This window comes from Pseudomonas asgharzadehiana, from assembly GCF_019139815.1.
Classification (GTDB): domain Bacteria; phylum Pseudomonadota; class Gammaproteobacteria; order Pseudomonadales; family Pseudomonadaceae; genus Aquipseudomonas; species Aquipseudomonas asgharzadehiana.
This window is the reverse complement of the sequence record NZ_CP077079.1, coordinates 1,547,917-1,572,180: the sequence shown is the minus strand read 5'-3', so window position 1 is coordinate 1,572,180 and position 24,264 is coordinate 1,547,917. Positions and strand designations below refer to the sequence as shown.

Genomic DNA, 24,264 nt, shown 5'->3' with positions numbered 1-24,264 from the left:
TTTCTTATTCCAACTGGCAATAAACAAACTGCCGCAAAATGCGGCAGATTCGCAATTCAGCGAAGCGTTACAGTCGACCCAGATCGTTGACCAAGGCTAATAACATCACCCCGACCACCAAACTGATACCGATCTGTATCCCCCAACCCTGCACCCGATCCGACAAGGGGCGACCACGCACCCACTCGACCAGATAAAACAACAGATGCCCCCCATCCAATACGGGAATGGGCAGCAAATTCAGAACCCCCAGGCTGATACTCAGATAAGCCAGGAAATTCAGGAAATCCGCGACACCCGACTGGGCAGAAGCGCCCGCCACTTTAGCAATGGTTATCGGTCCACTCAAGTTTTTTACCGAGAGCTCACCGAACAACATTTTCTTGAGGGATTCGAGGGTCAGCACACTCATGGTCCAGGTGCGTTTCGCGCCTTCGCCAATTGCCGCCAACGGCCCGAAACTCACCTCACGCACCATGGATGGCGGCCACTCGACACCTTTGACTCCAGCCCCCAGGTAACCCCCGGCCGCCTTGGCTTCCCCGCGAACCGCCAGAGTCACCGGCACGTCAATCTGAGCACCATCGCGCTCAACTTTCAGCAAAATCTTGGTATCAGGACGGACACGCACCAGGTCGACCACTTGCTGCCAATCGCCCAGCGCCTGGCCATCGAGCGCCAACAAACGGTCACCGGTTTTCAGACCTGCGGCCTGGGCCGGACCTTTCGGATCCAGCTCGGCGAGCACCGGCGGCAGTGCAGGTCGCCACGGACGAATACCCAGGGACTTGATCGGATCAGGCTCATCGGCCCCTTTGAGCCAATGGTCCAAGGCCAGTGCACGCGGGGTTTCAGCAGTGGAATCCTGCTCACGCACCACGACATTGACGGTGCCGCTTTCACCCAGGCGACGCACCAACTGCAAATTGACGGCGCCCCACCCCGTGGTCGGCTCGCCATCAATGGAAACAATTTCCTGCCCCGCTACCAGACCGGCCTTGGCCGCAATACTGTCCGCCTCAACCGCGCCGATAACCGGACGTACCTGCTGGCTCCCCAGCATGGCCAGGACCCAGAAAAACAGCATCGCCAACAGGAAGTTGGCGATCGGGCCGGCGGCGACGATGGCAATACGCTGACGAACGGTCTTGCGATTGAAGGATTGGTCCAACTGATCAGCCGGCACCTCCCCTTCGCGCTCGTCGAGCATCTTGACGTAACCACCCAGCGGGATGGCCGCGATTACAAACTCGGTGCCACGACGATCATGCCAGCGAACCAGCGGCATGCCGAAACCAACGGAAAAGCGCAATACCTTGACGCCGCAACGACGCGCCACCCAGAAGTGACCGAATTCGTGAAAGGTAACCAGTACACCCAGAGCAACCAGGGTGCCGACAATCATGTAAAGCGCACTCATCTAATTTCTCCGCATTCCAATCCAGTGCCTGGAGGCGCAAACGCCCCCACAGGCTAACGCGCGTTGCGGCTCAACCAGTGTTCGGCAAGCGCCCGGGCCTTGGCATCCGCCTCGAATACCGCATCCAGATCATCCACCGCCACAACTGGCTCAAGGCTCAGGACGTCCTCGATGATACTCGCGATCTGTGGAAAGCGGATGCGCCGTTCGAGAAATGCCGCCACCGCCACTTCATTTGCCGCATTGAGCATCGCCGGCGCGCTATTACCCGCCTCCGCCGCCTGCCGCGCCAGGCGCAGGCAAGGAAAGCGCTGCTCGTCCGGCGCCTCGAAGTCCAGGCGGGCAATTGCAAACAGGTCCAAGGCAGCCACACCGGAATCAATTCGCTCCGGCCAGGCCAGGGCGTTGGCAATCGGCGTGCGCATATCGGGGTTTCCCAACTGCGCCAATACCGAGCCGTCCACGTAGTCAACCAAGGAATGAATCACGCTTTGCGGGTGGATCACCACCTCGACCTGATCAGGCCGCGCATCGAACAGCCAGCACGCCTCGATCAACTCAAGGCCCTTGTTCATCATGCTTGCCGAATCCACGGAGATTTTGCGCCCCATGGACCAGTTGGGATGCGCACACGCCTGATCTGGCGACACATGCTCCAGCTCGCTCAACGGAGTTTGCCGGAACGGGCCACCGGAAGCGGTCAACAGGATGCGGCGCACGCCTACCTGACTCAAGCCACGGGCATAGTCACCAGGCATGCACTGGAAGATGGCGTTATGCTCGCTATCCAGCGGCAGCAACACGGCACCGCTTTTACGCACGGCCTGCATAAAAAGCGCGCCAGACATCACCAGTGCTTCTTTATTGGCCAGCAGGATTTTCTTACCGGCGTCGACGGCCGCCAAGGTCGGGCGCAGGCCCGCGGCACCGACGATAGCAGCCACCACGGTGTCCACCTCGGCGTCGGCCGAGACCTGGCACAAGCCCTCCTCCCCCACCAGCACACGCGTAGCCAACCCGGCAGCCCGCAGATCCTCCTGCAGACCTTGCGCGTCGCCCGCCTCAGGCACCACGGCAAAGCGCGGCGCATGGCGTACGCACAGGGCCAGCAACTGGGCCAGGCGAGTAAACCCGGTGAGAGCAAAGACTTGATAGCGCTGCGGGTGACGAGCGATCACATCCAGGGTGCTCAGGCCCACCGAACCGGTGGCACCCAGCACGGTTACTTGTTGCAGGCGGCTCACGAAGCGGTCATCCACAACAGTACGGCAAAGATCGGAATGGCCGCGGTGAGGCTGTCGATACGGTCCAGCACGCCACCATGACCCGGCAGAAGGTTACTGCTGTCCTTGATCCCGGCCTGGCGCTTGAACATGCTTTCGGTGAGGTCGCCCACGACCGAGATGAAGACGACAATGGCCGTGCCCACCAGGGCCAGGAAGATTTCCTTCACCGGCCAATCGCGCACCACACCCACCACCACGGTGATCAGCAAGGTCAGCGCGAGACCGCCGTATACGCCTTCCCAGCTTTTACCGGGACTGACTGCGGGCGCCAGCTTGCGCTTGCCGAATGCTCGCCCCGAAAAGTAGGCACCGATATCGGCCCCCCACACCAGCACCATCACCGCCATGATCAGCCAGTTGCCCATCGGCGAATTCTTGATTTCCACCAGCCCTTGCCAGGCAGGCAACAGAATCAACAAACCGATCACCAACTTGCTGGCCACGCTGGACCACTGCGCGCTGGTACGCGGGTACGTCAACACCAGGTAGGTCGCAAGCGCCCACCACAACACCGCAGCGCCCAACACCCAGGGCACGACGATGCTCGACAGGGTATGCATCAGGAACAGCAACACTGCCACGGCAGCGGCGTAGGCCACGCGTGGCAGCTGCGCGCTGAAACCTGCCAGGCGCGCCCACTCCCAGGCACCCAGGGTGACGACCAGACCGATAAACAGGGCGAAACCGGAACCATCGAGCAGGAAAAACCCACACAAGGCGATCGGCAACAGGATCAGTGCTGTGATGATTCGTTGTTTTAGCATTTAAACCCGGGCTCCAGCTTCGATCTGCTCGCTCGTTTTACCGAAACGCCGCTGACGGGAAGCGAAATCTGCCAGCGCAGTGCGCATGGCATCGTGTTTGAAGTCCGGCCAGAACAGGTCGGAGAAGTACAGCTCGGTGTAAGCCAGCTGCCACAAAAGGAAATTGCTGATGCGATGCTCGCCACCGGTACGGATGCACAAGTCCGGCAACGGCAGGTCGCCGGTTACCAGACAGGTTTGCAACAGTTCAGGCGTGATGTCCTCGGGCCGCAGATGACCGGCCTGCACTTCACGGGCCAGCCGTTGCGCGGCCTGGGCGATATCCCACTGGCCACCGTAGTTGGCTGCAATCTGCAGCACAAAACGGTCCGCACCCGCCGTAATGGCCTCGGCTTCACGCATAGCCGCCTGCAATTCAGGGTGGAACCGCGAGCGGTCACCGATGATGCGCAGGCTGATGTTGTTATCGTTGAGGCGCTTGGCCTCGCGACGCAACGCTTTGAAGAACAAGTCCATCAAAGCCGTGACTTCGTCGACCGGGCGCTGCCAGTTTTCACTGGAGAAGGCGAACAGGGTCAATACCTCGACCTTCGCCTCAGCGCACACCTCGATCACCGCCCGCACCGCATCGACACCCGCTTTATGCCCGGCGACACCTGGCATAAAGCGTTTTTTCGCCCAGCGATTATTCCCATCCATGATGATCGCGACATGGCGCGGCACCACTGAGGGTACAGTCTGCTTGGTCTTTTCCATGAAGGTGTCCTGACCCCTTATACGGCCATCAGGTCCTTTTCTTTTTCTTCCGTGGCCTTGGTGATCTGGGCCTCGGCATCTTTGGTCAGCTTGTCGATATCGGCAACGGCACGACGCTCTTCGTCTTCGCTGATTTCCTTGTCCTTGACCAGTTTTTTCAGGTCACCCAAGGCATCGCGACGGATGTTACGCACAGCAACGCGTGCATCTTCAGCCGCGCTGCGCGCCTGCTTGGTGAAGCCCTTGCGGGTTTCCTCAGTCAGGGCAGGCATGGAGATCAGCAGCAACTCACCCAGGTTGGTCGGGTTGAGGTTCAGGCCGGCGCTCTGGATGGCCTTGTCGACAGCGGCGAGCATGTTGCGCTCAAACGCTACGACCTGCAGGGTGCGCGAATCCTTAACGGTCACGTTGGCCACGCCGCTCAGCGGAGTGTCAGTGCCGTAGTACGGCACCATCACGCTGCCCAGGATGCTTGGGTGCGCCTTGCCGGTACGAATCTGGCCGAATGCGTGGCTCAGAGACTCCAGGGATTTTTGCATACGCGCTTGGGCGTCTTTCTTGATTTCGTTGATCATTGTTGGCCTTCCTCGATCAGAGTCCCTTCCGCGCCGCCGTGTACGATATTCAGCAGGGCGCCGGGCTTGTTCATGTTAAATACGCGCAGCGGCATCTTGTGGTCGCGGCACAGGCAAATAGCCGTCAGGTCCATCACACCCAGCTTGCGATCCAGCACTTCATCGTAGGTCAGATGATCGAACTTCTCGGCATGCGGGTCTTTGAATGGGTCTGCGGTGTACACGCCATCCACCTTGGTAGCCTTGAGCACCACGTCAGCATCGATCTCGATGGCGCGCAGGCACGCTGCCGAGTCGGTGGTGAAGAACGGGTTACCCGTGCCAGCGGCGAAGATCACCACTTCCTTGGCGTTCAGGTGGCGCATGGCTTTGCGGCGATCATAGTGATCGGTCACGCCGACCATGGAAATAGCCGACATCACGATTGCCGAGATATTGGCACGCTCCAGGGCGTCGCGCATTGCCAGGGCGTTCATCACAGTGGCCAGCATGCCCATGTGGTCGCCGGTAACCCGATCCATGCCGGCCGCACTCAGTGCCGCGCCGCGGAACAGGTTGCCGCCGCCAATCACCAGGCCGACTTGTACGCCGATACCGACCAGTTGGCCGACTTCCAGCGCCATACGGTCGAGCACCTTGGGATCAATCCCGAACTCTTCCGAGCCCATCAGGGCCTCGCCGCTGAGCTTGAGTAGAATGCGTTTATAGCGAGCCTGATAACCACTGCCCTGCTGAGCCATTGCGAATCTCTCCTGCGGCGTATTTTAAAAATTCTTGGCGAGCCGTTTACGGCTTGCATTCACTCTAGCTGGACGCTATCACAGCGCCATCGGAACACGGCTTTGTAAGCCAGTTCCGAGGGGAAGCCAAATAAAATTGGCCTGCCCATTTGAAAAGAGGCTGCGCGCGTGAGCGGGCAGCCTCTTTCGGGCGACAGTTGAAAACTGTCTTATTGCTTAGCGGCAGCCAGCTGGGCAGCAACTTCTTCAGCGAAGTTGTCGACCGGCTTCTCGATGCCTTCGCCTACTTTGAAGTAAGTGAAGGAAACGATTTCAGCACCGGCTTTCTTAGCCAGCTCGCCAACCTTGATTTCAGGGTTCTTGACGAACGCCTGCTCAACCAGGCTTGCTTCGGCCAGGAACTTGCTGATACGGCCTTTGACCATGTTCTCAACAATGTTTTCTGGCTTGCCTTTGATTTTTTCTTCGTTCAGCTGCAGGAACACAGCTTTTTCACGCTCGATGGCTTCGGCAGAAACTTCCGAAGGCAGCAGGAACTCAGGGTTGCTGGCCGCTACGTGCATAGCGATGTCTTTGGCCAGTTCAACGTTACCGCCTTTGAGCACAACCGCAACACCGATCTTGTTGCCGTGCAGGTAACCACCAACCACATCACCTTCAACGCGCACCAGGCGACGGATGTTGACGTTTTCGCCAACCTTGCCGACCAGTACCAGGCGATCAGCTTCTTGAGCGGCGATCAGCGGAGCGGCGTCAGTCAGTTTGTCGGCGAACGCTTTTTCAACGCTGGCAGCAACAAATGCCTTGAAGTCGTCCTGCAGAGCCAGGAAGTCGGTCTGGGAGTTCACTTCCAGCAGAACAGCAGACTTGCCGTCTTCTTTCAGAGCGATAGCGCCTTCAGCAGCCACGTTGCCTGCTTTCTTGGCAGCCTTGATGGCGCCGGAAGCACGCATGTCATCAATGGCTTTTTCGATGTCGCCGTCAGCCTTTTCCAGGGCCTTCTTGCAATCCATCATGCCTTCGCCGGTACGCTCACGCAGTTCTTTAACCAACGCTGCAGTAATTGCTGCCATTTTCAAATTCCTCTTGGATAGGTTTTCAACCATTCCACCCGATCGAACGGGGGATCAATTCTTCCCGAACCACCCTTGTTAGCCGCTGCACGTTACAGATGTTGTAGCTGCGCTGCCGACAAATGGTTTTCGAGGTGGCAAAAAGGGGGCCAAGCCCCCTTTTTGCTTACTGAGTCAACGCCAGGGCGTCACTTACTCAGCTGCGGCTACCGGAGCTTCTTCAACGAACTGCTCGGTACCACCAGCAACGTGGTTGCGACCACGGATTACAGCGTCAGCCATCGAACCCATGTACAGCTGGATAGCGCGGATTGCGTCATCGTTGCCTGGGATGATGTAGTCAACGCCTTCCGGGCTGCTGTTGGTATCGACAACGCCGATAACAGGGATGCCCAGCTTGTTGGCTTCAGTGATCGCGATGCGCTCGTGATCAACGTCGATAACGAACAGTGCGTCAGGCAGACCGCCCATGTCCTTGATGCCACCCAGCGAACGATCGAGCTTTTCCAGGTCACGGGAGCGCATCAGCGCTTCTTTCTTGGTCAGCTTGGCGAAAGTACCGTCTTCGGCTTGCACTTCAAGGTCACGCAGACGCTTGATGGAAGCACGGATGGTTTTGAAGTTGGTCAGCATGCCGCCCAACCAGCGGTGATCGACGTACGGCGAACCGCAACGTGCTGCTTCTTCAGCAACGATCTTGCCAGCGGAACGCTTGGTGCCGACGAACAGAATCTTGTTTTTGCCCTGGGCCAGGCGCTCTACGAAAGTCAGAGCTTCGTTGAACATTGGCAGGGTTTTTTCAAGGTTGATGATGTGGATCTTGTTACGCGCGCCGAAAATGTACTTACCCATTTTCGGGTTCCAGTAACGGGTCTGGTGACCGAAGTGCACACCGGCCTTCAGCATATCGCGCATGTTGACTTGGGACATGATAGTTCCTTAATAAGTCGGGTTTGGCCTCCACGTATCCCAATGACCAACCAGCGGCATCAAGGCCTCCGGCACCCAGGTCATCGTGTCGACACGTGTGTGGATTTAAGCCTTTCGGGGCATCCCCGGAAAGCGGCGCATTTTATACCACACGAAGGGCGAAAACGAAACCCGCAATCACACCTGACGTGAGCGGCGTATAGGCAACCCGTTGAATAGAGCGGATTTAACCCCACCCTATAGAGAGAAGCGATCGTCAGGGGCTCATGGTTTACCACCCGCGTCTGGTAGAATCGCGTTTTTTGTGGCTTGTGCGAATTCTGTAACCTTTTGTCGCACGCCCGTAAACCGTATTGATTTCAGCGCGTCGCGCTAGAGAGAGCCTGTATGACCGTTAGTTTGAAAACCGCCGAAGACATCGCCGGCATGCGCATTGCCGGCAAGCTGGCTGCCGACGTGCTGGAAATGATTGCCGAGCACGTCAAGCCCGGCGTCACCACCGAAGAGCTGAACCAGATCTGCCACGACTATATAGTCAATGTGCAAAAGGCCATCCCTGCCCCGCTCAACTATAAAGGCTTCCCCAAGTCGATCTGCACCTCGGTCAACCACGTGGTCTGCCACGGCATTCCGGGCGACAAGCCATTGAAGGATGGCGACACGCTGAACATCGACGTCACCGTGATCAAGGACCGCTACTTCGGCGACACCAGCCGCATGTTCCACGTCGGCACCGTGCCGGTCTGGGCCGAGCGCCTGTCCCAGGTGACTCAGGAATGCATGTACAAAGCCATTGAAATCGTCAAGCCTGGCTGCCGCCTGGGCGATATCGGTGAAGTCATCCAGAAGCACGCCGAAAAGAACGGTTTCTCGGTGGTACGCGAGTTCTGCGGCCACGGTATCGGCACAGTCTTTCACGAAGAGCCGCAGATCCTGCATTACGGCCGTGCCGGCACCGGCATGGAACTCAAGGCGGGCATGACTTTCACCATCGAGCCGATGATCAACCAGGGCAAGGCCGACACCAAGGTACTGGGCGACGGCTGGACCGCCATCACCAAGGACCGCAAGCTATCCGCCCAGTGGGAACACACCTTGCTGGTCACCGAAACCGGTTACGAGATCTTCACCTTGCGCGCCGACGACACGATCCCACGCGTTTCAGCCTGAAGGTTGCCCAGGTTTTCCCCCACAGCGTGTTGTGACTGACTGACAGATAGAAAGGAAAGCCGATCGATGCCCCAGGTGGATCCCGAACTCTTCGACCGTGGCCAGTTCCAGGCCGAGCTGGCCCTGAAGGCGAGCCCCATCGCCGCATTCAAGAAGGCGATCCGCCAGGCTCACGAGGTGCTCGATGAGCGCTTTCGCAGCGGCCGGGACATCCGCCGGCTGATCGAAGACCGCGCCTGGTTTGTCGACAACATCCTGCAAAAGGCCTGGGAACAGTTCAGTTGGAGCGAAGATGCCGATATCGCGCTGGTAGCGGTCGGTGGCTACGGTCGGGGCGAGCTGCATCCCTACTCCGATATTGACCTACTGATCCTGCTGGACAGCGCCGACCATGAGATCTTTCGCGATTCCATTGAGCGGTTTCTTACACTGTTGTGGGACATCGGCCTGGAAGTCGGCCAGAGCGTTCGTTCGGTCGACGAATGCGCCGAAGAAGCCCGTGCCGACTTGACGGTCGTCACCAACCTGATGGAAAGTCGCACCATCTGCGGCCCCGAGCGCCTGCGCCAGCGCATGCTCGAAGTCACCAGCACCGCGCATATGTGGCCGAGCAAGGAGTTCTTCCTGGCCAAGCGTGCCGAGCAGAAGGCCCGGCATCACAAATACAACGACACCGAATACAACCTGGAGCCCAACGTCAAAGGCTCGCCGGGCGGGCTGCGCGACATCCAGACGATTTTGTGGGTCGCCCGTCGCCAGTACGGCACCCTGAACCTGCGCGCCCTGGCCGGCGAAGGCTTTTTGGTGGAGAGCGAAAACGCCCTGCTGGCTTCGTCCCAGGAGTTTTTGTGGAAGGTGCGCTACGCCCTGCACATGCTCGCCGGGCGCTCGGAAGACCGCCTGCTGTTCGACCACCAGCGCTCCATCGCCACCCTGCTGGGTTTCGAAGGCGAGGACGCCAAGACCAGCATCGAAAGCTTCATGCAGCAGTACTACCGGGTGGTCATGAGCATTGCCCAGCTCAGCGACCTGATCATCCAGCACTTCGAAGAAGTGATCCTGGCCCCCGAAGACGAAGCGCCGCCGCAGCCGATCAATGCGCGCTTCCAGTTGCATGACGGTTATATCGAGGCGCGCAACGACAGCGTGTTCCGGCGTACCCCGTTCGCCATGCTGGAAATCTTCGTGCTGATGGCCCAGCAGCCGGAAATCAAAGGCGTACGCGCCGACACCATCCGCCTGCTGCGGGAAAACCGGCACCTGATCGACGACGACTTTCGCAACGACATCCGTAACACCAGCCTCTTCATCGAGCTGTTCAAGTGCAAGATCGGCATCCACCGCAACCTGCGCCGCATGAACCGCTACGGCATCCTTGGGCGCTACCTGCCGGAATTCGGCTTTATCGTCGGGCAAATGCAGCACGACCTGTTCCACATCTATACGGTAGACGCCCACACCCTGAACCTGATCAAGCACCTGCGTAAGCTGCAATACACCCAGGTATCAGAGAAATTCCCGCTGGCCAGTAAGTTGATGGCCAAGCTGCCCAAGCCGGAACTGATCTACCTGGCCGGCCTGTATCACGACATCGGCAAGGGCCGGCATGGCGACCACTCGGAAGTCGGCGCGGTCGACGCCGAGGCGTTCTGCCAGCGTCATCAGCTGCCGCAATGGGACAGCCGCCTGATCGTCTGGCTGGTGCAGAACCACTTGGTGATGTCGACCACCGCCCAGCGCAAGGACTTGTCAGACCCGCAGGTGATCCACGACTTTGCGCAGATCGTCGGCAATGAAACCCGCCTCGACTATCTGTACGTGCTGACGGTCTCCGATATCAACGCCACCAACCCGACGCTATGGAACTCGTGGCGCGCCAGCCTGTTGCGCCAGTTGTATACCGAGACCAAGCGTGCCCTGCGCCGTGGCCTGGAAAACCCGGTGGACCGCGAAGAGCAGATCCGCCGCACCCAAAGCGCGGCGCTGGATATTCTGGTGCGCGGCGGCAACGACCCGGACGATGTCGAGCAATTGTGGTCGCAACTGGGCGACGACTACTTCCTGCGCCACACCGCAGGCGACGTGGCCTGGCACACCGACGCGATCCTGCAGCAGCCGGCCGATGGCGGCCCGTTGGTGCTGATCAAGGAAACCACCCAGCGCGAGTTCGAAGGGGGCACGCAAATCTTCATCTACGCCCCCGACCAGCATGACTTTTTCGCCGTAACCGTGGCCGCCATGGACCAGCTCAACCTGAACATCCATGACGCACGCGTGATCACCTCCAGCAGCCAGTTCACCCTCGACACCTACATCGTGCTCGACACCGACGGCGACTCCATCGGCGACAACCCGGCGCGGGTGAAAAAGATTCGCGAAGGCCTCACCGAAGCCCTGCGCAACCCGGACGACTACCCCACCATCATTCAGCGTCGTGTGCCCCGCCAGCTCAAGCACTTTGCCTTCGCGCCCCAGGTGACCATCTCCAATGATGCGCAACGCCCGGTCACGGTGCTGGAACTCAGCGCACCGGACCGCCCAGGCCTGCTGGCACGCATCGGTGGGATCTTCCTGGAATTCGACCTGTCGCTGCAGAACGCCAAGATTGCAACCCTCGGCGAGCGCGTGGAAGACGTGTTCTTCATTACCGACGCCGACAACCAGCCGCTGTCCGATCCTGAGCTGTGCCTACGATTGCAGGAAGCCATCGTGCAGCAGTTGAGCGTGACTCAGGAACCCGGTGTCGAGCTGACGCGCCTGACGATCTAAACCTCATTCCAGTTTTTAACGCCTTGCACGAGATTCCCATGAACAACGCCCTGAACCAGCTGCAGCCCTACCCATTCGAGAAACTGCGCGCCCTGCTCGGCAGCGTCACACCGAACCCGGACAAGCGCCCGATTGCGCTGTCCATCGGCGAGCCCAAGCACAAGTCGCCGACCTTTGTCGCCGAGGCGCTCAGCAACAACCTCGACCAGATGGCGGTATACCCCACCACATTGGGCATCCCGGCCTTGCGCGAGGCCATCGGCGCCTGGTGCGAACGCCGCTTCGATGTGCCCAAGGGGTGGCTGGACCCGGCGCGCCATATCCTGCCGGTCAATGGCACTCGCGAAGCGCTGTTCGCCTTCACCCAGACTGTGGTCAACCGTGGCGACAATGCATTGGTGGTCAGCCCGAACCCCTTCTACCAAATCTATGAAGGCGCCGCGTTCCTGGCCGGGGCCAAGCCACACTACCTGCCTTGCCTGGACAAAAATGGCTTCAACCCGGACTTTGATGCGGTGTCGGCGGATATCTGGAAACGCTGCCAGATCCTGTTCCTGTGCTCCCCCGGTAACCCGACCGGTGCACTGATCCCGGTCGAGACCCTGAAAAAACTCATCGCCCTGGCCGACGAATACGACTTCGTCATCGCCGCCGACGAGTGCTATAGCGAGCTGTACTTCGACGAACAAACCCCGCCGCCGGGCCTGCTGAGCGCCTGCGTTGAACTGGGTCGCCAGGACTTCAAGCGTTGCGTGGTATTTCACAGCCTGTCCAAGCGTTCCAACCTGCCCGGCCTGCGTTCTGGTTTTGTCGCCGGTGATGCCGATATCCTCAAGGCCTTCCTGCTCTACCGCACCTACCATGGCTGCGCGATGCCGGTACAAACCCAGTTGGCCAGCATCGCCGCCTGGCAGGACGAGGCCCACGTACTGGCCAACCGCGACCTGTACCGCGAGAAATTCGACGCCGTGCTGGCGATCCTCAAGCCGGTGCTGGACGTGCAACACCCCGACGGCGGTTTTTACCTGTGGCCGAATGTGAATGGCGACGACGCCGCCTTCTGCCGTGACCTGTTCGTGGAGGAACACGTGACCGTGGTGCCGGGCTCGTATCTGTCGCGCGAAGTGGATGGCTTCAACCCGGGCGCCGGGCGAGTGCGCCTGGCACTGGTTGCGCCGCTGGCCGAGTGCGTCGAAGCGGCTGAACGGATTCGCGCGTTTATTCAGCGCAGGTCGTAACCCTTGCAAAACCCGCACTGTGCAATGCAGTGCGGGCGCCCGGCGCGATAGCACAGGGAACCAGCTGCCACGCGCTTGCCACTACTCGGCGCATTACCACAAGAGTAGAACGCATGCGTCTGACATCCCAACACTCGGTCAACCTCCCTTCCAACCTGTCGCCCATCGACCACGAACCGCCAGCTTCTGCCGGCACTTCGCGAGTGAAAAGAGGCCTGGCCGATAACCGCAAGCTCTGGCCTCCCGGCGTTATTACCGTTTCGTTGGATTTGAAAGATCAAAAAAGCACCGCCTTGGCGGTAGATGCAATCCAGGAGTGGGCCCACAACACTCCGGCCCTGCAATTTCGCATCGTCAGAAGCAGAGAGGGTGATATCCGCATTTGCGACGACGAAAGTCTGAAGGGAAACTGGTCCGTGATCGGCACCGACGCGGGCAACATCCCCCTGAACGAGCCCACGCTGCATTTGGAGCGCAACGATGACTCGAAGACATTTCGCGCAACTGTTTTGCACGAGTTCGGACATGCCCTGGGGCTGCTGCACGAACACCAGAACCCCGAGCACACGATCAACTGGAACAAACCCGCGGTCTACAAGGCTTACGCCAGTGATCATTTCCCCAGAGAACTGGTCTATAGCCAGATCCTGGAACTGCCGGTGGGTGATCGGTTGGAGGTCACACGCTATGACAGTCGATCCGTCATGCACTACGCGTACCCCGGTTACGTAACCCACGACGCCAAAGGTGTCGATACCCAACACTGGCTTTCTGACGGCGACAAAGCCATCGCGCGCAGGCTGTACAGCTGACCCCCTGACGGCGTGCAGAGCCTGCCGGCCGCTATTTCATCACGCCCAGATTCGCCTCGCTCATATCCAGATCCGCCAACACTTCGCGCAATACGTCATCACCGATCTGGTGATGACGGCTCAGGCTGTAAAGCTCCAAGCGTTGCGCGCGCAGGGCCTTGAGTCGCAACTTTCGCTCCAGCAAATCCATCTGACGCGCCAGCGCCTGGGCTTCGGCCGAGTCGTTGAACACGTCCAACTGATGGCGATATTCCGACATCAGCCGCGCCTTGAGTTCGGCGGCCAGCGCGGCCTGGGCGGCGTCCGGGGTTTCACTTTCGCCAGGCTCTTCAGCTTCAAGGGCATGAATCGCGGCCACGGCGGTTTTTTTCCAGGCTTCACGCACTTCGTTATGCCGCTTCTCGTCGGGGCTCTTTTCGATGCCGCGCAGTAACAATGGCAAGGCGATGCAGGCGGCGACCAACGAAAACAGGATCACGCCGGCGGCAATAAAAATCAGCAAATCGCGCTCGGGAAAGTCTTTGCCCGGCGCCAGCAACAACGGCACCGACATCACACCCGCCAAGGTCACGGCACCGCGCACACCGCCGACCGTCAAGAGCCAACAGGATCGCGCAGTGGGCACCAATGTCAGCTCGCTTTTCCCCCGCAGGCGACGCAATAACCCCGACAACCGCCAGATGCTCTGCACCCAGATAAAACGCAATACCACCAGCACCAGGAAGATCCCCAGCACCTCCAGGCCGCGATAGAGCAGCGCCGGCCACAGCGTCGACTCATGGCTCACCACGGCCTTGATAATGTCCGGTAATTGCAGGCCCAGCAGCAAGAAGATCAAGCCATTGAACGCAAACTCCAACAACGCCCACACGCTGCGGTTGAGCAGGCGCGTGCTCGTCTGGCGTGGCAGCAGGTCGAGCCAGCTTTGCATCATGCCCGCCGCCACCGCCGACAGAATCCCCGAGGCCCCCAGACGCTCAGCCAATACATACGCGGCAAATGGCAGCAACAACATGAACACCACATGGGTCGCAGGATCATCCCAACCACGGGCGATCATCCAGGCTCGCAAACGACCGACCAGCCAGCTCAGCGCTACACCAACCGCCAGGCCGCCCACCGCTACCAATACAAAGGTCAGGCTGGCGTCGGCAAGGGAAAACACCCCAGTCAACGCCGCCGCCAGGGCGAACTTGAACGTCACCAGGCCCGACGCGTCATTCATCAGCGCCTCGCCCTGAAGCATATGCATCAACGGCTTGGGCAAACGGTTCTGGGAAATGGCCGACACCGCTACGGCATCTGTCGGTGATAAAACCGCCGCCAGGGCGAAGGCGACCGGTAAAGGGATGGTAGGCAATAGCCAATGGATGAAGTAACCGGCACCCACCACGGTAAACAGCACCAGCCCCACCGCCAACGTCAGGATCGGCCCGCGCAGGCGCCACAACTCGCGCTTGGGCATGCGCCAACCGTCGGAGAACAGCAATGGCGGCAAGAACAGAAACAGAAACAACTCCGGGTCCAGCGCCACATGCAACCCCAGCGTGGGCCAGGCCAGCAAGGCGCCGGCGGCAATTTGCACCAGGGGTAGCGGCAGCGGGATGACACGCCCCACCAAACGCGAAACGCTGACCAGCATCAGCAGGATAAGAACGGTGTAGGCGGTTTGCATAACGCGGATTTCCCGGACAATCGACTTACTACGACACATCAGGCAACACGTAGCCGTTGAAGTGCCATATTTCCCGGCTATGGTACCCGCCCAGGCTACGCGATGGCTTTTGCACAAAAGTCGCAGCGCGCAGGACGATCGGCACCCAAAGCCGCTGGTCGTGGCATAATCCGTAACCTTTCGTTTTCATCAGTCCAAAAGGGGGCAATTCCTTGACCGCTTCAAGCAAAACCTTGCACCTTTTCGGCATCAAAGCCTGCGACACCATGAAAAAGGCGCGCACCTGGCTCGATGAGCACGCGGTGAGCTATGAATTCCACGACTACAAAACGGCCGGTATCGACCGCGAACACTTGACCCAATGGTGCAACGAGCACGGTTGGCAGGTGGTGTTGAACCGTGCGGGCACCACCTTTCGCAAACTCGAAGACGAACGCAAAGCCGATCTCGATCAGTCGAAAGCCATTGAATTGATGCTCGCACAACCCTCGATGATCAAGCGCCCAGTGCTCGATCTCGGTGACAGAACCCTGATTGGCTTCAAGCCAGAAAGTTATTCGGCGGCCCTCAAGTAGGCCAGCCCTTCCATTTTTGTAGAGGTAACAGCATGTCCAATTCCCTGTTCAGCCTGGGCTTCGGCGTCGGCACTCAGAACCGCCAAGGTGCTTGGCTGGAAGTGTTTTACGCACAACCGTTGCTCAACCCATCGGCTGAAATCGTGGCGGCTATCGCACCGATCCTCGGTTACACCCAAGGCAACCAGGCCATCACCTTCACCGTGACCCAGGCCCTGCAACTGGCTGACGCACTTAAAGGCGTCGATGCTGCCCAAGCGGCCCTGCTGAGCCGCCTGGCCGAAAGCCACACGCCGCTGGTCGCCACTCTGCTGGCCGAAGACACCGCGCTGACCTCCACCCCTGAGGCCTACCTCAAACTGCACCTGCTGTCCCATCGCCTGGTCAAGCCTCACGGCCTGAACCTGGCCGGTGTGTTCCCACAGTTGCCGAACGTGGCCTGGACCAGCCAGGGCGCGATCGACATCGCGGAACTGGCCGAGCGCCAGCTCGAAGCGCGCCTGCGTGGCGACCTGCTGGAAGTGTTCTCGGTGGACAAATTCCCGAAAATGACCGACTACGTGGTGCCGGCCGGTGTGCGTATCGCTGATGCCGCCCGCCTGCGCCTGGGTGCCTATGTAGGCGAAGGCACCACCGTGATGCACGAAGGCTTCGTCAATTTCAACGCGGGCACCGAAGGCCCGGGCATGATCGAGGGCCGTGTGTCGGCCGGCGTGTTCGTCGGCAAGGGTTCGGACCTGGGCGGCGGTTGCTCCACCATGGGCACCCTGTCGGGCGGCGGCAACATCGTGATCAAGGTTGGCGAAGGCTGCCTGATCGGCGCCAACGCCGGTATCGGTATCCCGTTGGGCGACCGCAACACCGTGGAGTCGGGCCTGTACGTCACCGCCGGCACCAAGGTCGCACTGCTCGACGAGAAAAACCAACTGGTCAAGGTAGTCAAGGCGCGCGAACTGGCCGGCCAGCCGGACCTGCTGTTCCGCCGTAACTCCGAGACCGGTGCCGTGGAGTGCAAAACCCACAAATCGGCGATCGAACTGAACGAAGCGCTGCACGCTCACAACTAAGCAGCCACTCGATGCCACTAACGGGCCGCGCCTTCCGGGGCGGCCCGTTTATACGAGTCTTGACCACCATGCTTGTGCCCTCCCCCTGGCGCGCCGATTTCCCGGCCATCGCCACCCTGCAACGGCAAGACCAGACCTATCTGGATAACGCCGCCACCACGCAAAAACCCCAAGCCCTGCTGGATGCCATCAGCCATTACTACGCCAATGGCGCAGCCAATGTGCACCGTGCCCAGCATTTGCCTGGGGCTCATGCCACCCAGGCCTTCGAGGACAGTCGCAGCAAGGTTGCGCAGTGGCTGAATGCAGGCGACACCGGGCAAATCGTGTTTACTCACGGCGCGACCTCTGCGCTGAACCTCTTGGCTTACGGCCTTGAGCACTTATTCAATGCGGGCGATGAGATTGTGATCAGCGCCCTGGAACACCACGCCAACCTGCTGCCCTGGCAGCAACTGGCCAAACGCCGCGCGCTGCAACTGGTGGTGTTGCCACTGGGCGATGACGGCGTGATCGACCTGCATGCCGCCGCCGAGCTGATCGGCCCACGTACGCGCCTGCTGGCGGTGAGCCAGCTCTCTAACGTACTCGGCGCCTGGCAACCGCTGGAAGCCCTGCTCGCGCGCGTCAAGGCCCACGGCGCCCTGAGCGTGATCGACGGGGCCCAGGGTATCGTCCATGGCCGCCACGATGTGCAGGCGCTGGGCTGCGACTTTTATGTGTTTTCCAGCCACAAGCTCTACGGCCCCGACGGCGTCGGCGTGCTGTATGGCCGCAACGAAGCCCTGCATCATCTGCGTCACTGGCAATTCGGCGGCGAGATGGTGCAACAGGCCGACTACCACAGCGCGAGCTTTCGCCCCGCGCCGCTGGGCTTCGAAGCCGGCACGCCGCCGATCGCCAGCGTGATCGGCTTGGGCGCGAGCCTCGATTACCTGAGTTCACTGGACCAGCAGGCCGTCGTGGCCCACGAAGCCGCCCTGCACGACTACCTCTTACGCGGCTTGAAAGCGCGCAATGGCGTGCACGTGCTGGGCGCGCCGCAGGTGGCGTTGGTCAGCTTTGTGGTAGAAGGCGTGCATAACGCCGACCTTGCGCACCTGCTGACCGAACAAGGCATCGCCGTGCGTGCCGGCCATCACTGTGCAATGCCGCTGTTCAAAGCGCTGCATTTGTCAGGAGCGATCCGTGTATCCCTGGCGCTGTACAACGATTCAGACGACTTGGAGCGCTTCTTTGACGCACTGGACCAGGCGCTGGATATGTTGCGATGAGCGTGCCAATCGACGCAGTCGCGGCGCTGGCGGCATTCCAGTCAGTCGGCAGTTGGGAACAACGTGCGCGCCTGCTGATGCAATGGGGCGAGCGTCTGCCCGCCTTGGCCGATGAAGAGAAGGTCGATGCCAACCTGGTGCAGGGCTGCGAAAGCCTGGTGTGGTTGGTAGGGCGCTTGCACGACGGCCATTGGCAGTTTGCCGCCAGCAGTGATGCGCGAATGATCCGGGGGCTGGTGGCGTTATTGCTGGCGCGGGTTAATGGGTTGTCGGCGGCTGAGTTGCAGGCGGTGGATTTGCCTGACTGGTTCAACCAACTGGGGCTTTCACGCCAACTGTCGCCGTCGCGCAGCAATGGCTTGAATGCCGTCCTGCAGCGCATGCGCGAACTCAGCCACTCGCCACACTGACATTCAGGCGGGCTTGACCCGCTCTGAAGGCCGGCGCACCCCGGCGACAATCTTGTCCACCGCCTTGGTGGCCGCCACCATGCCGAAGGTGGCAGTGACCATCATCACCGCGCCAAAGCCCCCGGCGCAGTCCAGCTTCACCCCGTCGCCGACAAAACTCTTCTGCAGACAGATACTGCCGTCCGGCTTGGGATAGCGCAGTTGCTCGGTGGAAAACACGCACGGCACGCTGTAATGGCGGGTCACGGTGCGGGAGAAACCATAGTCGCGGCGCAACGTAGAGCGCACTTTCGAAGCCAGCGGGTCGTTGAAGGTGCGGTTCAGGTCGCACACCTGGATCAGCGTCGGGTCGATTTGCCCGCCGGCGCCGCCGGTGGTGATGATCTGGATCTTGCGACGCTTGCACCAGGCAATCAGCGCGGCCTTAGCGTTAACGGCGTCGATGCAGTCGATCACGCAATCGATGTTTGGGGTGATGTACTCGGCCATGGTGTCGCGGGTCACGAAATCCGCCACCGCATGCACCGTGCAGTCCGGGTTGATGCCGCGCAGGCGCTCGGCCATCACCTCGACCTTGGGCTTGCCCACGGTGCTGTCCAGCGCGTGCAACTGGCGGTTGCTGTTGCTCACGCAGACGTCATCGAGGTCAAACAGCGAAATTTCACCCACCCCGCAACGGGCCATGGCCTCGGCTGCCCAGGAGCCTACGCCGCCGACACCGACGATCGCCACGTGGGCCGCTTTCAAGCGCTCCAGGCCTTCAATGCCATACAAGCGGGCGACGCCTGCAAACCGCGGATCTTCTGTACTCATGACCATTACCCCAAAAACCGGCGCGCATTATGGACTACGCAGCGACAAGTTCGAAACGACAAGCTACAAGTAAAGAACTTAGATGGTCTTTCGCTGACTAACGTCCGGCTTTTCTCTGTCTGCTGTACGCTCGGGGAAAGGCCGGTGTAGGATGCGCGCCGTTCGGCGCAGGCCGGCACCTCTTTTCGTTCCACACCTTTTGGAACCCGACATAACCATGGCATCGCGTAAATTTGGACTCAACCTGGTGGTGGTGCTGGCAATTGCCGCGCTGTTCACCGGCTTCTGGGCGCTGATCAACCGCCCGGTCACCGCTCCCAACTGGCCTGAGCAGATCTCGGGGTTTTCCTACTCGCCGTTCCAGCAAGGCCAGTACCCGCAGAAAAACCAGTACCCCACCGATGAGCAGATGCGTCAGGACCTTGCGATCATGAGCAAGCTGACGGACAACATCCGCACCTATTCGGTCGACGGCACCCTGGGGGACATCCCCAAGCTGGCGGAAGAGTTCGGCCTGCGCGTGACCCTCGGGATCTGGATCAGCCCGGACCTGGAACGCAACGAACGCGAGATCCAGCGCGCCATCGAGATCGCCAACACCTCGCGCAGCGTCGTACGAGTGGTGGTGGGTAACGAAGCGCTGTTCCGTGAAGAGATCACCCCAGAGGCACTGATCGTGCTGCTGGACCGCGTGCGCGCCGCCGTGAAAGTACCGGTGACCACCTCCGAGCAATGGCACATCTGGGAAAAAAACCCGCAACTGGCCAAGCACGTCGACCTGATCGCCGCGCACATCCTGCCGTTCTGGGAGTTCATCCCGATGGACAAGGCCGGCCAGTACGTACTTGACCGTGCCAAGGACCTGAAGAAACTGTTCCCGAAAAAGCCGTTGCTGCTGTCGGAAGTGGGCTGGCCGAGTAACGGACGCATGCGCGGTGGCAACGAAACGTCCCCCGCAGACCAGGCGATTTACCTACGCACCCTGGTGAACAAGCTTAATCGCCAGGGCTACAACTACTTCGTGATCGAGGCCTTCGATCAGCCGTGGAAAGTCAGCGACGAAGGTTCGGCAGGCGCCTATTGGGGGGTGTTCAACGCTGCGCGCCAGCAGAAATTCAACTTTGAAGGGCCTGTGGTCGCGATCCCGCAATGGCGCGTGCTGGCCATCGGCTCGGTGGTGCTCGCGCTGCTGTCCCTGACGTTGCTGATGATCGACGGCTCGGCCCTGCGCCAACGTGGCCGTACCTTCCTGACGTTTATTGCGTTCCTGTGCGGTTCGGTGCTGGTGTGGATCGGCTACGACTACAGTCAGCAATACAGCACCTGGTTCAGCGTCACCGTGGGTATCCTCCTGGCGCTCGGCGCCCTGGGCGTATTTATCGTGCTGCTCACCGAAGCCCACGAACTGGCCGAAGCGGTGTGGACCCACAAGCGTCGGCGTGAATTCCTGCCGGTTGAAGGGGATTCGCACTACCGCCCGAAAGTGTCGATCCACGTGCCGTGCTACAACGAACCGCCGGAAATGGTCAAACAGACCCTCGATGCCCTGGCCGCCCTCGATTACCCGGACTACGAAGTCCTGATCATCGACAACAACACCAAGGACCCTGCCGTTTGGGAACCGGTGCGCGACTACTGCGAAACCCTGGGCCCGCGCTTCAAGTTCTTCCACGTCGCCCCGCTGGCCGGTTTCAAGGGCGGCGCACTGAACTACCTGATCCCGCACACGGCCAAGGATGCCGAAGTGATCGCAGTGATCGACTCGGACTACTGCGTGTCGCCAAACTGGCTCAAGCACATGGTGCCGCACTTCGCCGACCCGAAAATCGCCGTGGTGCAGTCGCCGCAGGATTACCGCGACCAGAACGAAAGCACCTTCAAGAAGCTCTGCTACGCGGAATACAAAGGCTTCTTCCATATCGGCATGGTCACCCGTAACGACCGCGACGCGATCATCCAGCACGGCACCATGACCATGACCCGTCGTTCGGTGCTCGAAGAACTGGGCTGGGCCGACTGGTGCATCTGTGAAGACGCCGAATTGGGCCTGCGCGTATTCGAGAAAGGCCTGTCGGCCGCGTATTACCACGACAGCTACGGCAAAGGCCTGATGCCGGACACCTTTATCGACTTCAAGAAACAGCGTTTCCGCTGGGCCTACGGCGCGATCCAAATCATCAAGCGTCACACCGCCAGCCTCTTGCGCGGCAAGGACACCGAGCTGACCCGTGGCCAGCGCTACCACTTCCTCGCGGGCTGGTTGCCGTGGGTGGCGGATGGCATGAACATCTTCTTTACCGTCGGTGCGCTGTTGTGGTCGGCGGCGATGATCATCGTGCCGACGCGGGTCGACCCGCCGCTGCTGATTTTCGCGATCCCGCCCCTGGCGTTGTTCGTGTTCAAGGTGGGCAAGATCATCTTCCTGTACCGCCGTGCGGTAGGCGTAAACCTCAAGGACGCGTTCTGCGCGGCCCTGGCCGGCTTGGCGTTGTCCCACACCATCGCCAAGGCGGTGCTGTATGGCTTCTTCACCAGCAGTATTCCGTTCTTTCGTACACCGAAAAACGCGGATAACCACGGCTTCTGGGTGGCTATTTCCGAAGCCCGCGAAGAGATGTTCATCATGCTGCTGTTGTGGGGCGCGGCGCTGGGGATCTACCTGGTGCAGGGCCTGCCGAGCAATGACATGCGCTTCTGGGTGGTGATGCTGCTGGTGCAATCGCTGCCGTATGTGGCGGCGTTGATCATGGCGTTCCTGTCGTCGCTGCCCAAACCGGCGGCCGCAGTGGAGCCTGCAAGCGCGGTGTAAAAACTTGCGCAATGCACTAAACGGCGGCCCTTGGCCGCCGTTTTGCTATAAGATAACGGCCCTTTTGTGCGCCCGCCCGGCTCTCCCAAATACGCTTTCCGGAGTTTCCCCCATGACGGCCCATGCCGACCTTTCGCCGACCCTTCAACTTGCCATCGACCTGATCCGTCGCCCGTCGGTCACGCCGATCGACGCCGATTGCCAGAAGCTGATGATGCAGCGCCTGGGCGACGCTGGTTTTGCGCTGGAGCCGATGCGCATCTTCGAGGTGGATAACTTCTGGGCCACCCACGGCAAGCACGAAGGCCCGGTGCTGTGCTTTGCCGGCCACACCGACGTGGTACCGACCGGCCCGGTGCAGGCCTGGCAGAACGATCCGTTCGACGCGCTGATCGACGAAAACGGCATGCTCTGCGGGCGTGGCGCCGCCGACATGAAAGGCAGCCTGGCGGCCATGCTGGTGGCTGCCGAGCGTTTCGTCACCGACTACCCGGACCACAAGGGCTCGGTCGCCTTCCTGATCACCAGCGATGAAGAAGGCCCGGCGCACCACGGCACCAAAGCGGTCATCGAACGCCTGGCCGCGCGCAAAGAGCGCCTGGACTGGTGCATCGTCGGCGAACCGTCGAGCACTACCCTGGTGGGCGACGTGGTCAAGAACGGCCGCCGTGGCTCACTCGGCGCCACCCTGACCGTGCGCGGTGTACAAGGCCACGTGGCCTACCCGCACCTGGCGAAAAACCCGATCCACCTGGCCGCGCCGGCCCTGGCCGAATTGGCCGCGGAGCATTGGGACGACGGCAACAGGTTCTTCCCGCCGACCAGCTTCCAGATCTCCAACCTCAACTCCGGCACCGGGGCCACCAACGTGATTCCCGGCGACCTGACGGCGGTGTTCAACTTCCGCTTCTCCACCGAATCCACCGTCGAAGGCCTGCAACAGCGCGTCGCGCAGATCCTCGACAAGCATGGCCTGGACTGGCACGTGGAATGGGCGCTGTCGGGCCTGCCGTTTCTCACCGAACCGGGCGCGTTGCTCGATGCCGTCTCCGCCAGCATCAAGGCGATCACCGGGCGCGAGACCCAGGCGTCCACCAGCGGCGGCACCTCGGACGGGCGTTTCATCGCCACCCTCGGAACCCAAGTGGTCGAGTTGGGCCCGGTCAACGCGACGATTCATCAGGTCAACGAGCGCATTCTCGCCAGCGACCTCGATGTGCTGACCGAAATCTACTACCAGACCCTGATCAAGTTGCTCGCCTGATGCTCGCTTGCCCCATTTGCAGCGCCCCGCTCAACGCGGTGGACAATGGCGTGGCGTGCCCGGCCGGGCACCGTTTCGACCGCGCGCGCCAGGGTTACCTGAACCTGTTGCCGGTGCAGCACAAGAACAGCCGCGATCCGGGCGACAACCTGGCCATGGTCGAGGCGCGCCGCGACTTCCTCAACGCCGGGCACTACGCCCCGGTGGCCAGGCGCCTGGCGCAATTGGCCGCCGAACGCGCGCCGCAGCGCTGGGTCGACATCGGCTGTGGCGAGGGTTACTACACGGCGCAAATCGCCGACGCCCTGCCCCAGGCCGACGGTTACGCGCTGGATATTTCCAAGGAAGCGGTCAAGCGCGCCTGCAAGCGCAACCCGGCGCTGACCTGGTTGATCGCCAGCATGGCCCGCGTGCCGTTGGCCGATGCCAGCTGCCAGTTCCTTGCCAGTGTGTTCAGCCCGCTGGACTGGCAGGAAGCCAAGCGCCTGCTCAGCCCTGGCGGCGGCTTGATGAAGGTCGGCCCCACCCGCGGCCATCTGATGCAATTGCGCGAGCGCCTGTACGACGAAGTGCGCGAGTACACCGACGACAAGCACCTGGCCCTAGTGCCCGAGGGTATGAGCCTGGCGCACAGCGAGACCCTGGAATTCACTCTGCGCCTGGATGAACCCCAGGACCGCGCCAACCTGCTGGCCATGACGCCCCACGGCTGGCGTGCCAGCGCCGAGCGCCGTAGCGAGGTGATCGAGGCTGCCGAGCCGCTGCTGGTCACCGTGTCGATGCGCTACGACTATTTCGTGCTTCAATAACCGACTTTTCTACATCCGCGAATGGATTTTCGAAT

General features: G+C 60.7%; 21 protein-coding genes. 11 read left to right on the top strand and 10 right to left on the bottom strand.

Going from position 1 to position 24,264, the window contains the following annotated elements; genetic code table 11:
* Positions 1-67: 67 nt before the first annotated feature.
* The 8 genes from rseP to rpsB all read right to left on the bottom strand — a co-directional run bounded on the left by rseP (position 68) and on the right by rpsB (position 7,544).
* Complete coding sequence (rseP, locus tag KSS96_RS07195) at positions 68-1,420, bottom strand: sigma E protease regulator RseP (protein WP_017529692.1); 1,353 nt, start codon at positions 1,418-1,420, stop codon at positions 68-70.
* A 53-nt stretch (positions 1,421-1,473) separates the two neighbouring features.
* On the bottom strand, positions 1,474-2,664 hold the full coding sequence (ispC, locus tag KSS96_RS07190; RefSeq protein WP_065877160.1) for a 1-deoxy-D-xylulose-5-phosphate reductoisomerase: 1,191 nt from the start codon (positions 2,662-2,664) through the stop codon (positions 1,474-1,476).
* Positions 2,661-3,470 carry a phosphatidate cytidylyltransferase gene (locus tag KSS96_RS07185; protein ID WP_017529694.1) on the bottom strand — a complete coding sequence of 270 codons (810 nt, stop codon included), beginning with the start codon at positions 3,468-3,470 and terminating at the stop codon, positions 2,661-2,663. The genes ispC and KSS96_RS07185 overlap by 4 nt, the downstream gene beginning before the upstream one ends.
* Positions 3,471-4,226 (bottom strand): polyprenyl diphosphate synthase, encoded by a 756-nt coding sequence (gene uppS / locus KSS96_RS07180; protein ID WP_017529695.1) that lies wholly within the window; start codon positions 4,224-4,226, stop codon positions 3,471-3,473.
* Positions 4,227-4,243: 17 nt separating this feature from the next.
* Positions 4,244-4,801, bottom strand: coding sequence for a ribosome recycling factor (frr, locus tag KSS96_RS07175; RefSeq protein ID WP_017529696.1), 558 nt, complete (start codon positions 4,799-4,801; stop codon positions 4,244-4,246).
* A complete protein-coding gene (gene pyrH, locus KSS96_RS07170) occupies positions 4,798-5,541 on the bottom strand; it encodes a UMP kinase (RefSeq protein ID WP_003172271.1) in 744 nt (247 codons plus the stop codon). Before pyrH ends, frr begins: the two co-directional genes overlap by 4 nt.
* 209 nt (positions 5,542-5,750) lie before the next feature.
* Positions 5,751-6,614 carry a translation elongation factor Ts gene (gene tsf / locus KSS96_RS07165; protein ID WP_017529697.1) on the bottom strand — a complete coding sequence of 288 codons (864 nt, stop codon included), beginning with the start codon at positions 6,612-6,614 and terminating at the stop codon, positions 5,751-5,753.
* Between the two features lie 192 nt (positions 6,615-6,806).
* A complete protein-coding gene (gene rpsB / locus KSS96_RS07160) occupies positions 6,807-7,544 on the bottom strand; it encodes a 30S ribosomal protein S2 (protein WP_003189158.1) in 738 nt (245 codons plus the stop codon).
* A gap of 387 nt (positions 7,545-7,931) precedes the next feature.
* On the opposite strand from rpsB, the gene map reads away from it, so the two are divergent.
* From map to KSS96_RS07140, 4 genes are all read left to right on the top strand, one after another.
* Positions 7,932-8,714, top strand: a complete 783-nt coding sequence (gene map, locus KSS96_RS07155; protein ID WP_017529698.1) for a type I methionyl aminopeptidase — start codon at positions 7,932-7,934, stop codon at positions 8,712-8,714.
* A gap of 66 nt (positions 8,715-8,780) precedes the next feature.
* The gene (locus tag KSS96_RS07150; RefSeq protein WP_217855944.1) at positions 8,781-11,483 is read left to right on the top strand and encodes a [protein-PII] uridylyltransferase; all 2,703 of its coding nucleotides are present in this window, start codon (positions 8,781-8,783) and stop codon (positions 11,481-11,483) included.
* Positions 11,484-11,521: 38 nt separating this feature from the next.
* A complete protein-coding gene (gene dapC, locus KSS96_RS07145; protein WP_017529700.1) occupies positions 11,522-12,721 on the top strand; it encodes a succinyldiaminopimelate transaminase in 1,200 nt (399 codons plus the stop codon).
* Positions 12,722-12,834: 113 nt separating this feature from the next.
* Positions 12,835-13,533, top strand: coding sequence for a M12 family metallopeptidase (locus tag KSS96_RS07140; RefSeq protein WP_217855942.1), 699 nt, complete (start codon positions 12,835-12,837; stop codon positions 13,531-13,533).
* A 31-nt stretch (positions 13,534-13,564) separates the two neighbouring features.
* Here KSS96_RS07140 and KSS96_RS07135 read toward each other — a convergent pair whose 3' ends face one another.
* Complete coding sequence (locus KSS96_RS07135; RefSeq protein WP_065877161.1) at positions 13,565-15,208, bottom strand: Na+/H+ antiporter; 1,644 nt, start codon at positions 15,206-15,208, stop codon at positions 13,565-13,567.
* Between the two features lie 266 nt (positions 15,209-15,474).
* Between KSS96_RS07135 and KSS96_RS07130 the strand changes: the two genes are divergently transcribed.
* The 4 genes from KSS96_RS07130 (at position 15,475) to KSS96_RS07115 (ending at position 18,534) form a co-directional block, all read left to right on the top strand.
* The gene (locus tag KSS96_RS07130; RefSeq protein ID WP_231984831.1) at positions 15,475-15,783 is read left to right on the top strand and encodes an arsenate reductase; all 309 of its coding nucleotides are present in this window, start codon (positions 15,475-15,477) and stop codon (positions 15,781-15,783) included.
* A gap of 32 nt (positions 15,784-15,815) precedes the next feature.
* Positions 15,816-16,850 (top strand): 2,3,4,5-tetrahydropyridine-2,6-dicarboxylate N-succinyltransferase, encoded by a 1,035-nt coding sequence (gene dapD, locus KSS96_RS07125; RefSeq protein WP_017529705.1) that lies wholly within the window; start codon positions 15,816-15,818, stop codon positions 16,848-16,850.
* Between the two features lie 68 nt (positions 16,851-16,918).
* On the top strand, positions 16,919-18,124 hold the full coding sequence (locus tag KSS96_RS07120; RefSeq protein WP_068937595.1) for an aminotransferase class V-fold PLP-dependent enzyme: 1,206 nt from the start codon (positions 16,919-16,921) through the stop codon (positions 18,122-18,124).
* Positions 18,121-18,534 carry a SufE family protein gene (locus KSS96_RS07115; protein WP_065877163.1) on the top strand — a complete coding sequence of 138 codons (414 nt, stop codon included), beginning with the start codon at positions 18,121-18,123 and terminating at the stop codon, positions 18,532-18,534. Before KSS96_RS07120 ends, KSS96_RS07115 begins: the two co-directional genes overlap by 4 nt.
* A gap of 3 nt (positions 18,535-18,537) precedes the next feature.
* On the opposite strand, the gene tcdA is transcribed toward KSS96_RS07115, so the two are convergent.
* Complete coding sequence (gene tcdA / locus KSS96_RS07110) at positions 18,538-19,347, bottom strand: tRNA cyclic N6-threonylcarbamoyladenosine(37) synthase TcdA (RefSeq protein WP_065877359.1); 810 nt, start codon at positions 19,345-19,347, stop codon at positions 18,538-18,540.
* A 217-nt stretch (positions 19,348-19,564) separates the two neighbouring features.
* On the opposite strand from tcdA, the gene KSS96_RS07105 reads away from it, so the two are divergent.
* The 3 genes from KSS96_RS07105 to KSS96_RS07095 all read left to right on the top strand — a co-directional run bounded on the left by KSS96_RS07105 (position 19,565) and on the right by KSS96_RS07095 (position 24,229).
* Positions 19,565-22,156 carry a glycosyltransferase gene (locus KSS96_RS07105; RefSeq protein ID WP_217855940.1) on the top strand — a complete coding sequence of 864 codons (2,592 nt, stop codon included), beginning with the start codon at positions 19,565-19,567 and terminating at the stop codon, positions 22,154-22,156.
* A gap of 112 nt (positions 22,157-22,268) precedes the next feature.
* Complete coding sequence (gene dapE / locus KSS96_RS07100; protein ID WP_017529710.1) at positions 22,269-23,420, top strand: succinyl-diaminopimelate desuccinylase; 1,152 nt, start codon at positions 22,269-22,271, stop codon at positions 23,418-23,420.
* Entirely contained in the window at positions 23,420-24,229 is an 810-nt protein-coding gene (locus KSS96_RS07095) for a putative RNA methyltransferase (protein ID WP_065877165.1), read from the top strand. Before dapE ends, KSS96_RS07095 begins: the two co-directional genes overlap by 1 nt.
* Positions 24,230-24,264: the final 35 nt, after the last annotated feature.

What these genes read in the sequence shown, in the direction of transcription:
- rseP (WP_017529692.1), bottom strand. Translation starts at nt 1,420, where the DNA reads ATGAGTGCGCTTTACATGATTGTCGGCACCCTGGTTGCTCTGGGTGTA.
- KSS96_RS07185 (WP_017529694.1), bottom strand. Translation starts at nt 3,470, where the DNA reads ATGCTAAAACAACGAATCATCACAGCACTGATCCTGTTGCCGATCGCC.
- uppS (WP_017529695.1), bottom strand. Translation starts at nt 4,226, where the DNA reads ATGGAAAAGACCAAGCAGACTGTACCCTCAGTGGTGCCGCGCCATGTC.
- frr (WP_017529696.1), bottom strand. Translation starts at nt 4,801, where the DNA reads ATGATCAACGAAATCAAGAAAGACGCCCAAGCGCGTATGCAAAAATCC.
- pyrH (WP_003172271.1), bottom strand. Translation starts at nt 5,541, where the DNA reads ATGGCTCAGCAGGGCAGTGGTTATCAGGCTCGCTATAAACGCATTCTA.
- tsf (WP_017529697.1), bottom strand. Translation starts at nt 6,614, where the DNA reads ATGGCAGCAATTACTGCAGCGTTGGTTAAAGAACTGCGTGAGCGTACC.
- rpsB (WP_003189158.1), bottom strand. Translation starts at nt 7,544, where the DNA reads ATGTCCCAAGTCAACATGCGCGATATGCTGAAGGCCGGTGTGCACTTC.
- map (WP_017529698.1), top strand. Translation starts at nt 7,932, where the DNA reads ATGACCGTTAGTTTGAAAACCGCCGAAGACATCGCCGGCATGCGCATT.
- KSS96_RS07150 (WP_217855944.1), top strand. Translation starts at nt 8,781, where the DNA reads ATGCCCCAGGTGGATCCCGAACTCTTCGACCGTGGCCAGTTCCAGGCC.
- dapC (WP_017529700.1), top strand. Translation starts at nt 11,522, where the DNA reads ATGAACAACGCCCTGAACCAGCTGCAGCCCTACCCATTCGAGAAACTG.
- KSS96_RS07140 (WP_217855942.1), top strand. Translation starts at nt 12,835, where the DNA reads ATGCGTCTGACATCCCAACACTCGGTCAACCTCCCTTCCAACCTGTCG.
- KSS96_RS07135 (WP_065877161.1), bottom strand. Translation starts at nt 15,208, where the DNA reads ATGCAAACCGCCTACACCGTTCTTATCCTGCTGATGCTGGTCAGCGTT.
- KSS96_RS07130 (WP_231984831.1), top strand. Translation starts at nt 15,475, where the DNA reads ATGAAAAAGGCGCGCACCTGGCTCGATGAGCACGCGGTGAGCTATGAA.
- dapD (WP_017529705.1), top strand. Translation starts at nt 15,816, where the DNA reads ATGTCCAATTCCCTGTTCAGCCTGGGCTTCGGCGTCGGCACTCAGAAC.
- KSS96_RS07120 (WP_068937595.1), top strand. Translation starts at nt 16,919, where the DNA reads ATGCTTGTGCCCTCCCCCTGGCGCGCCGATTTCCCGGCCATCGCCACC.
- KSS96_RS07115 (WP_065877163.1), top strand. Translation starts at nt 18,121, where the DNA reads ATGAGCGTGCCAATCGACGCAGTCGCGGCGCTGGCGGCATTCCAGTCA.
- tcdA (WP_065877359.1), bottom strand. Translation starts at nt 19,347, where the DNA reads ATGAGTACAGAAGATCCGCGGTTTGCAGGCGTCGCCCGCTTGTATGGC.
- KSS96_RS07105 (WP_217855940.1), top strand. Translation starts at nt 19,565, where the DNA reads ATGGCATCGCGTAAATTTGGACTCAACCTGGTGGTGGTGCTGGCAATT.
- dapE (WP_017529710.1), top strand. Translation starts at nt 22,269, where the DNA reads ATGACGGCCCATGCCGACCTTTCGCCGACCCTTCAACTTGCCATCGAC.
- KSS96_RS07095 (WP_065877165.1), top strand. Translation starts at nt 23,420, where the DNA reads ATGCTCGCTTGCCCCATTTGCAGCGCCCCGCTCAACGCGGTGGACAAT.